Annotated in this window: 15 protein-coding genes; 1 reads left to right on the forward strand and 14 read right to left on the reverse strand. The window is 49.2% G+C overall.

Annotation, left to right across the window (positions count from 1 at the left end):
* Position 1: 1 nt before the first annotated feature.
* The 12 genes from rplX to rplC form a co-directional block, all read right to left on the reverse strand.
* Complete coding sequence (gene rplX / locus EV680_RS09775; protein WP_132954555.1) at positions 2-325, reverse strand: 50S ribosomal protein L24; 324 nt, start codon at positions 323-325, stop codon at positions 2-4.
* A 12-nt stretch (positions 326-337) separates the two neighbouring features.
* Positions 338-706: a 50S ribosomal protein L14 gene (gene rplN, locus EV680_RS09780; RefSeq protein ID WP_002215434.1), complete on the reverse strand. Its 369-nt coding sequence runs from the start codon at positions 704-706 to the stop codon at positions 338-340.
* 223 nt (positions 707-929) lie between these two features.
* The gene (gene rpsQ, locus EV680_RS09785; protein ID WP_132954556.1) at positions 930-1,193 is read right to left on the reverse strand and encodes a 30S ribosomal protein S17; all 264 of its coding nucleotides are present in this window, start codon (positions 1,191-1,193) and stop codon (positions 930-932) included.
* Positions 1,193-1,384: a 50S ribosomal protein L29 gene (gene rpmC / locus EV680_RS09790; protein ID WP_132954557.1), complete on the reverse strand. Its 192-nt coding sequence runs from the start codon at positions 1,382-1,384 to the stop codon at positions 1,193-1,195. The genes rpsQ and rpmC overlap by 1 nt, the downstream gene beginning before the upstream one ends.
* Positions 1,384-1,800, reverse strand: a complete 417-nt coding sequence (gene rplP, locus EV680_RS09795) for a 50S ribosomal protein L16 (protein ID WP_132954558.1) — start codon at positions 1,798-1,800, stop codon at positions 1,384-1,386. Before rplP ends, rpmC begins: the two co-directional genes overlap by 1 nt.
* Positions 1,784-2,482, reverse strand: coding sequence for a 30S ribosomal protein S3 (gene rpsC, locus EV680_RS09800; RefSeq protein WP_132954559.1), 699 nt, complete (start codon positions 2,480-2,482; stop codon positions 1,784-1,786). The genes rplP and rpsC overlap by 17 nt, the downstream gene beginning before the upstream one ends.
* Positions 2,483-2,491: 9 nt before the next feature.
* On the reverse strand, positions 2,492-2,821 hold the full coding sequence (rplV, locus tag EV680_RS09805) for a 50S ribosomal protein L22 (protein ID WP_132954560.1): 330 nt from the start codon (positions 2,819-2,821) through the stop codon (positions 2,492-2,494).
* A gap of 8 nt (positions 2,822-2,829) precedes the next feature.
* Positions 2,830-3,108 carry a 30S ribosomal protein S19 gene (gene rpsS / locus EV680_RS09810; protein ID WP_132954561.1) on the reverse strand — a complete coding sequence of 93 codons (279 nt, stop codon included), beginning with the start codon at positions 3,106-3,108 and terminating at the stop codon, positions 2,830-2,832.
* Positions 3,109-3,113: 5 nt separating this feature from the next.
* Positions 3,114-3,947, reverse strand: coding sequence for a 50S ribosomal protein L2 (rplB, locus tag EV680_RS09815; protein ID WP_132954562.1), 834 nt, complete (start codon positions 3,945-3,947; stop codon positions 3,114-3,116).
* 5 nt (positions 3,948-3,952) lie between these two features.
* Positions 3,953-4,267: a 50S ribosomal protein L23 gene (rplW, locus tag EV680_RS09820; RefSeq protein ID WP_207894333.1), complete on the reverse strand. Its 315-nt coding sequence runs from the start codon at positions 4,265-4,267 to the stop codon at positions 3,953-3,955.
* A complete protein-coding gene (gene rplD / locus EV680_RS09825) occupies positions 4,264-4,884 on the reverse strand; it encodes a 50S ribosomal protein L4 (protein ID WP_132954564.1) in 621 nt (206 codons plus the stop codon). The genes rplW and rplD overlap by 4 nt, the downstream gene beginning before the upstream one ends.
* The gene (gene rplC, locus EV680_RS09830; RefSeq protein ID WP_132954565.1) at positions 4,884-5,528 is read right to left on the reverse strand and encodes a 50S ribosomal protein L3; all 645 of its coding nucleotides are present in this window, start codon (positions 5,526-5,528) and stop codon (positions 4,884-4,886) included. The genes rplD and rplC overlap by 1 nt, the downstream gene beginning before the upstream one ends.
* A gap of 318 nt (positions 5,529-5,846) precedes the next feature.
* Between rplC and EV680_RS09835 the strand changes: the two genes are divergently transcribed.
* Positions 5,847-6,662, forward strand: a complete 816-nt coding sequence (locus EV680_RS09835; protein WP_132954566.1) for a DNA ligase — start codon at positions 5,847-5,849, stop codon at positions 6,660-6,662.
* A gap of 198 nt (positions 6,663-6,860) precedes the next feature.
* Here EV680_RS09835 and rpsJ read toward each other — a convergent pair whose 3' ends face one another.
* Positions 6,861-7,172, reverse strand: coding sequence for a 30S ribosomal protein S10 (gene rpsJ, locus EV680_RS09840; protein ID WP_002642322.1), 312 nt, complete (start codon positions 7,170-7,172; stop codon positions 6,861-6,863).
* Positions 7,173-7,188: 16 nt separating this feature from the next.
* Positions 7,189-7,398 (reverse strand): EF-Tu C-terminal domain-related protein (locus EV680_RS09845; RefSeq protein WP_481557204.1); only part of this gene is annotated, 210 nt, incomplete at its 5' end.

The following is a 7,398-nucleotide window of genomic DNA, read 5'->3' on the forward strand; positions in this document are numbered from 1 at the left end:
CTTACGCACCGATAACCGCACCGCTGGATTTAAAGACACGAACGCGTTTTACTTTGCCTTCGCCCTCTACCAACTTGATGCCTACACGATCGGCTTTTTTAGTTTCCGGATTGAAGATGGCAACGTTTGAAATGGCCAGAGGCATGTTTTTCAAAACGATACCGCCCTCAACGCCACGCATCGGATTTGGTTTTTGGTGACGTTTTGCAACGTTTACACCTTCCACCACGATTTTATCGCCCAATACGCGAACAACCTGGCCCTGTTTGCCTTTATCTTTACCGGCAATTACGATCACTTGATCGCCTTTAATCAGCTTATTCATCGCCAACCTCTCTTACAACACTTCAGGTGCTAATGAAACGATTTTCATGAAGCGCTCAGTGCGCAATTCACGAGTAACCGGGCCAAAAATACGGGTACCCAAGGGCTCCAATTTATTGTTCAACAATACAGCTGCATTGTTGTCAAATTTAATCAGCGCACCATCGGGACGACGCACACCTTTTGCAGTGCGAACAACTACTGCATTGTATACATCACCCTTTTTTACACGGCCGCGTGGCGCTGCATCTTTAACCGCCACTTTGATAATGTCGCCAACAGAAGCGTAGCGACGCTTGGAGCCGCCTAAAACTTTGATGCACATTACACGGCGCGCACCAGAGTTATCAGCCACATCCAAGATGGTCTGCATTTGAATCATGTTAATACCTTTAAATAAACCAACTTAATTTACCACTTTCAGACGGCGTTTAAATCTACTGCCATATGCCGCCTGAAACCGCTAACGGTTCCAGTAAACCAGTCTTGGACCCCGAAGGGAAGAACTTTCAGAAAGAAGCTGAAAGATAAGAAACGAAGTTTACAGGCTTTTTTTAGCTCCTGCAAGACTTCGTTTCTTTTTCAAGCGTTAGCTGTCGTAAAAATTAAACAGTACGCGCTTTCTCTACCAGCTCTTGCACTACCCAAGACTTGGTTTTTGACAACGGGCGGGTTTCTGCAATCACCACGATGTCGCCAACGCCGTATTGATTTTGCTCGTCATGAGCATGAATCTTGGTCGAGCGGCGGATAATTTTACCGTAGAGCGGGTGCTTCACTTTACGCTCAACCAGCACGGTAACGGTTTTATCCATTTTATCGCTAACCACTTTGCCCTGCAAAGTACGAACATTTTTCACTTCGCTCATTACTTGGCACCTTTTTCAGTTAAAACGGTTTTAATACGAGCAATGTCACGGCGTACTTTTTTCAATTCACTGGCTTTTGCCAATTGGCCGGTTGCATGCTGCATACGCAGGCCGAATTGTGCTTTCAGCAAATCAAGCAAATCGGCATTCAATTGCTCAACAGATTTGTCTTTCAATTCATTTGCTTTCATTATTGACCTACCTGTCTTACAACAAACACAGTCGGAATCGGCAGTTTGGCAGCAGCCAAAGTGAAGGCTTCACGTGCCAACGCTTCCGGCACGCCGTCCATTTCGTACAATACTTTGCCGGGTTTCACTTCAGCAACATAGTACTCAACGGAGCCTTTACCGCCACCCATACGCACTTGAATCGGTTTTTCAGTAATCGGTTTATCCGGGAACACGCGAATCCAAATACGGCCGCCACGTTTAATATGACGGGTCATGGTACGACGGGCAGCTTCGATTTGACGGGCAGTCAAACGACCACGGCCTACGGCTTTCAAGCCGAATTCGCCGAAACTAACTTTATTACCGCGGGTAGCAATGCCGGTGTTGCGGCCTTTATGTTGCTTGCGGTATTTCATTCTAGTTGGCTGCAGCATGACGACCACCTGCCTTTCTTTGTCTCTTTTCTTGCTCAGGCTTGGCTTGAGCCTTATCGGTGCCTTCACCGGTGTAAACCCAAACTTTCAAACCCAACACACCATAGGTGGTGTGTGCTTCGCTGGTTGCGTAATCCACATTTGCACGCAGAGTATGCAAGGGCACACGGCCTTCGCGATACCATTCGCTGCGGGCAATGTCCGCACCATTCAGACGGCCTGAAGTCATGATTTTGATGCCTTTGGCACCAACACGCATGGCGTTTTGCATGGCACGCTTCATAGCACGACGGAATTGAACGCGTTTTTCCAATTGCTGGGCAATACCGTCGGCAATGATTTGCGCATCCAGCTCAGGCTTGCGGATTTCTTCGATGTTGACATGCACAGGCACACCCATCAAGGCTTGCAGATCGCGTTTCAACACTTCGATGTCTTCGCCTTTTTTACCAATCACCACACCCGGGCGGGCTGAATGAATGGTAATGCGGGCAGACTTGGCCGGACGCTCAATCACGACACGACCAACAGAGGCATTTGCCAGGCGTTTGCGCAAGTAGTCGCGAACATCAATGTCTTGCTTCAAAACAGTAGAAAATTCGTTGCTTTTGGCAAACCATTTAGAAGACCAGTCTTTGGTCACCGCCAGGCGAAAGCCTGTAGGGTTAATCTTTTGTCCCATAGCTTTTCCTTAGTTACCCACTGTCACATTGATATGACAAGTTTGTTTTTCAATGCGGTTACCGCGACCTTTGGCACGAGCTTGAAAGCGTTTGAGGCTGGGGCCTTTATCCACAAAAATGGTGACCACTTTCAATTCGTCGATATCGGCGCCTTCATTATGCTCTGCATTTGCAATAGCAGATTCCAGCACTTTTTTAATCAACTCAGCACCTTTTTTGGGGCTGAACGCCAAGATGTTCAAGGCTTGGGCAACGTCTTTGCCGCGAATCAGATCTGCCACCAGGCGAGCCTTTTGTGCAGAGATGCGGGCGTTTTTATGTTGTGCATTAACTCTCATGATTCACCTTATTTCTTTTTAGCCTTTTTATCGGCCAAGTGGCCTTTAAAGGTACGGGTCAATGAGAACTCGCCTAATTTATGGCCAACCATGTTGTCGCTGATAAATACCGGCACATGGGTGCGGCCATTGTGTACAGCGATGGTCAAACCGATAAAATCGGGCAGAATGGTAGAACGACGCGACCAAGTTTTAATCGGGCGCTTATCGCTGCTTGCACGAGCCGCATCTACTTTTTTCAGCAAATGCAGGTCTACATATGGGCCTTTTTTCAATGAACGAGCCATATCAATTAACCTTTATTTGAGTAACGGCGGCGAACAATCATATTGTCCGTGCGTTTGTTGTTACGGGTACGGTAACCTTTAGCAGGTGTGCCCCACGGGCTAACCGGTTCACGAGCTTCACCGGTACGGCCTTCACCACCACCATGGGGGTGATCAACCGGGTTCATCACCACACCGCGTACGGTCGGGCGAATACCGCGCCAACGATTGGCACCGGCTTTACCGATTTTTTTCAGGCTCTGCTCTTCATTGCCCACCTCACCGATGGTCGCGCGGCAATCCACATGGATTTTACGCACCTCACCTGAGCGCAAACGCACTTGAGCGTAGATACCTTCTTTGGCCAGCAAAACAGCAGATGCACCGGCTGAACGCGCAATTTGCGCACCTTTGCCCGGCTTCATCTCGATGCAGTGAATGGTTGTACCCACCGGAATATTGCGAATCGGCAAGGCATTGCCTGCTTTAATTGCGGCTTCTGCACCAGACACCAACACGGCACCGGCTTGAATGCCGCGCGGCGCAATAATGTAACGACGCTCGCCATCGGCATAGCACAACAGTGCGATAAACGCCGTACGGTTCGGATCATACTCGATACGCTCGACTTTAGCGGGAATGCCGTCTTTGTTGCGCTTGAAATCCACTACGCGGTAATGCTGCTTGTGACCACCGCCTTTATGACGGGTGGTAATGTGGCCGTTGTTGTTGCGGCCGGCAGTAGTGTTTTTCTTTTCAACCAGCGGTGCATACGGTGCACCTTTATGCAAACCTTCTGCTACAACGCGAACCATGCCGCGACGACCAGCAGAGGTAGGCTTCATTTTTACGATAGCCATTGTACTTATTCCTTATCTGCGGCTGCAGCAATGGCTTCCACGTCGATCTGTTGACCGGCTGCCAGGCTCACATAAGCTTTTTTCACATCGCTGCGGCGACCGATCGTACGACCAAAGCGTTTTACTTTACCTTTGGTGATCACGGTGGTCACAGAAGCCACTTCGACATCAAACAACAACTCAACTGCAGCTTTGATTTCCTGCTTGGTTGCATTGGGCAACACTTTGAATGTCATTTGATTACGTTTTTCAGCCAACAGGTTGCTCTTTTCAGAAACAACAGGAGCCAAAATTACTTGCATCAGGCGTTGTTGATTCATACCCATTGCTCCTCTAACTGTGCAACCGCATCTTTAGTGATCACGACTTTTTTGTAGCGCAAGAGGCTGTAGGGATCAGCTTGCTGTGCTTCCAAAACCATAACGTTGGGCAGGTTGCGTGAAGACAGGTATACGTTTTCATCCAATTGCTTGGTAATAAACAACACTTGCTCCAAACCCAAATTTTTCACTTGCTCGGCGAATTCTTTGGTTTTCGGCGTTGCAGCAGACAATTCATCAATCACAAACAAGCGTTCATCACGCACCAATTGCGACAGAATTGAAGCCATACCGGCACGATACATCTTACGGTTCACTTTTTGGGTGAAGTTTTCAGACGGCTTATTCGGGAAAGCACGGCCACCGCTACGCCAAATCGGAGAAGAAGTCATACCGGAACGCGCGCGGCCGGTGCCTTTTTGGCGCCACGGCTTTTTGGTAGAGTGTTTTACTTCTGCACGGGTTTTCTGCGCACGGTTACCTGAGCGGGCGTTTGCCAAAAAGGCAGTAACCAGCTGGTGCACCAACGCTTCATTGTATTCACGGGCAAACAGTGCATCAGAAGCATTCAAGCTGCCTGATACTTGGCCTTTTGCATCAATAACTTTCAATTCCATTACGCACCTACTTTCACGCTAGGACGCACTACAACGTCGCTATTAACGGAACCGGGCACAGCACCTTTTACCAACAACAATTGGCGCTCTGCATCTACACGCACAACCTCCAGGCACTGAACAGTAGCCTTGGTGTTGCCATACTGACCGGCCATACGCTTACCCGGAAACACACGACCCGGATCTTGCGCCTGACCGATAGAGCCGGGCACGCGATGCGAACGCGAGTTACCGTGAGAAGCACGTTGCGAACCGAAATTGTGACGCTTAATGGTGCCTGAAAAACCTTTACCTTTGGAGGTACCGGTTACATCCACCAATTGACCGGCTTCAAACATGGCAACAGTGATTTCATCACCAGCCTTGAGCTCGCCCAATTTTTCTTCAGTCAAAGCAAACTCAACCAAACCGCGACCGGCTTCCACACCTGCTTTTGCAAAGTGGCCGGCTTCAGTTTGAGAAACACGATTGGCTTTTTTCTGACCAAAGGTAACTTGAACGGCCACATAGCCGTCAGTATCTTTGGATTTTACTTGCGTGACGCGGTTAGCAGACATATCCAACACGGTTACCGGAACAGATGCACCTTGTTCGTTAAACACGCGGGTCATACCCACTTTGCGCCCAACCAGACCTAAAGTCATGATTATTTTCCTTTTAGTAAAGGGGTCAGCTACGATTGGCCGACCATTGGACAAAATAAACGCTTGGCACGAAATGCCAAGCCCTGAACTATACTATAAAAACCCATCGCTTTTCAAGAAAAATCTTGCCCTTAGCTTTTGCAGCCATCATTTTTGCGACATTGCTGTCCGGCATCCTGCCTTTGTATGCCGCCCAAATTAATATGCAATCTTCCGCGCCATCCGTTTGTTGTTTATTCTCATTGGATTTAATACTTTATTTTTCAGACGGCCTATAATAATATCTATAGAAACTATAAACACAAAACGGGGAATATTATGAAAACATTTGCCACAATTGCAGCTTTATTTATCTCGTGCTCTCCCGCCCTTGCCGCCGCGCCCGATTTATTGCTGGCGCAAGAATTTAAAGGGCAAAACGTTACCGGGTGGGCAATGAGTGAAAAACTCGACGGAGTGCGCGCCTATTGGAATGGTAAGCAATTAATCAGCCGCCAAGGCTATCCTTTCACCCCGCCTTCCGGTTATACCGCCCATTTCCCGCCTTTTCCGCTGGATGGAGAGCTGTACAGCCGCCGCAACCAATTCGAACAGATCTCTGCCTCAGTGCGCCAACACTCCGGCAACTGGCAAGGCATCAAATTACACGTTTTTGATGTGCCGCAAGCACAAGGCAATCTTTATCAGCGCTTGGCTGTGTTGCAGCGCTGGCTGGATCAACACCCACAAGCACCTATCCACATCATCAAACAAACACCTGCCAGAGACAATGCCCACGCCCTTGATTTTCTGAAACAAATCGAATCTGCTGGCGGCGAGGGCGTGATGCTGCGCAACCCCAGCCTGCCTTATCGCAGCGGGCGCAGCAGCCATCTGCTCAAATTAAAATCCGCCCACGATGATGAATGCGTGGTCACCCATCACCATCCCGGCAAAGGAAAATACGCCGGCAAGCTTGGGGCAGTCAGCTGCAAAAACCGCCATGGCGAATTCCGTATCGGCAGCGGTTTCAAAGACAGCGAGCGCAGCAATCCGCCCGCAATCGGCAGCACCATCACCTATAAATACCGAGGATTCACCCAAAAAGGCACACCGCGTTTCGCCACTTTCTTGCGGACTCGCAATGAGCATTGACCCCAGTCATTCGAAATGAGAAAGGCCGTCCGAAAGGTTTCAGACGGCCTTTGTATGTTACTCAATCCGCACAATCACATCCACCTTAAAACAAAGAAAGAGGCCGTCTGAAAAGATGCAGACAGCCGTTCGGTTATTTTCGGGCCAAATATAAAAAGCCCGGGCAAATCATTGCCCGGGCTTTGAACCAGCTGAGGATTATTGTACTTTAATTTCAACATCCACGCCGGCCGGCAGATCCAGCTTCATCAGCGCATCAGTGGTCTTGTCGGTCCAATCCACGATGTCCATCAGACGCAAGTGGGTGCGGATTTCAAGCTGTTCGCGTGAAGTTTTATTCACATGCGGAGAACGCAGGATATTGAAACGCTCGATTTTGGTCGGCAGCGGAATCGGGCCTTTTACTACGGCGCCGGTGCGCTTGGCGGTTTCAACGATTTCCTGTGCGGAGCGGTCGATCAAGCTGTAATCATACGCTTTCAAACGGATGCGGATTTTTTGGTTTGCCATTATCTTTATCCTTAAATTAAGCGATTACAGAAGAAACCACGCCGGCGCCTACGGTACGGCCGCCTTCGCGAATCGCGAAACGCAGGCCTTCTTCCATGGCGATCGGGGCAATCAGCTCTACTGTGATGGCTACGTTTTCACCCGGCATTACCATTTCTACGCCCTCTTCCAAGGTTACCGCGCCGGTTACGTCGGTGGTGCGGAAGTAGAATTGCGGACGGTAGTT

It is taken from the genome of Uruburuella suis, assembly GCF_004341385.1.
Lineage (GTDB): Bacteria > Pseudomonadota > Gammaproteobacteria > Burkholderiales > Neisseriaceae > Neisseria > Neisseria suis.

Excerpts from the sequence above, each read along its gene's own strand:
- rplX (WP_132954555.1), bottom strand. The coding sequence starts at position 325 with ATGAATAAGCTGATTAAAGGCGATCAAGTGATCGTAATTGCCGGTAAA.
- rplN (WP_002215434.1), bottom strand. The coding sequence starts at position 706 with ATGATTCAAATGCAGACCATCTTGGATGTGGCTGATAACTCTGGTGCG.
- rpsQ (WP_132954556.1), bottom strand. The coding sequence starts at position 1,193 with ATGAGCGAAGTGAAAAATGTTCGTACTTTGCAGGGCAAAGTGGTTAGC.
- rpmC (WP_132954557.1), bottom strand. The coding sequence starts at position 1,384 with ATGAAAGCAAATGAATTGAAAGACAAATCTGTTGAGCAATTGAATGCC.
- rplP (WP_132954558.1), bottom strand. The coding sequence starts at position 1,800 with ATGCTGCAGCCAACTAGAATGAAATACCGCAAGCAACATAAAGGCCGC.
- rpsC (WP_132954559.1), bottom strand. The coding sequence starts at position 2,482 with ATGGGACAAAAGATTAACCCTACAGGCTTTCGCCTGGCGGTGACCAAA.
- rplV (WP_132954560.1), bottom strand. The coding sequence starts at position 2,821 with ATGAGAGTTAATGCACAACATAAAAACGCCCGCATCTCTGCACAAAAG.
- rpsS (WP_132954561.1), bottom strand. The coding sequence starts at position 3,108 with ATGGCTCGTTCATTGAAAAAAGGCCCATATGTAGACCTGCATTTGCTG.
- rplB (WP_132954562.1), bottom strand. The coding sequence starts at position 3,947 with ATGGCTATCGTAAAAATGAAGCCTACCTCTGCTGGTCGTCGCGGCATG.
- rplW (WP_207894333.1), bottom strand. The coding sequence starts at position 4,267 with ATGAATCAACAACGCCTGATGCAAGTAATTTTGGCTCCTGTTGTTTCT.
- rplD (WP_132954564.1), bottom strand. The coding sequence starts at position 4,884 with ATGGAATTGAAAGTTATTGATGCAAAAGGCCAAGTATCAGGCAGCTTG.
- rplC (WP_132954565.1), bottom strand. The coding sequence starts at position 5,528 with ATGACTTTAGGTCTGGTTGGGCGCAAAGTGGGTATGACCCGCGTGTTT.
- EV680_RS09835 (WP_132954566.1), top strand. The coding sequence starts at position 5,847 with ATGAAAACATTTGCCACAATTGCAGCTTTATTTATCTCGTGCTCTCCC.
- rpsJ (WP_002642322.1), bottom strand. The coding sequence starts at position 7,172 with ATGGCAAACCAAAAAATCCGCATCCGTTTGAAAGCGTATGATTACAGC.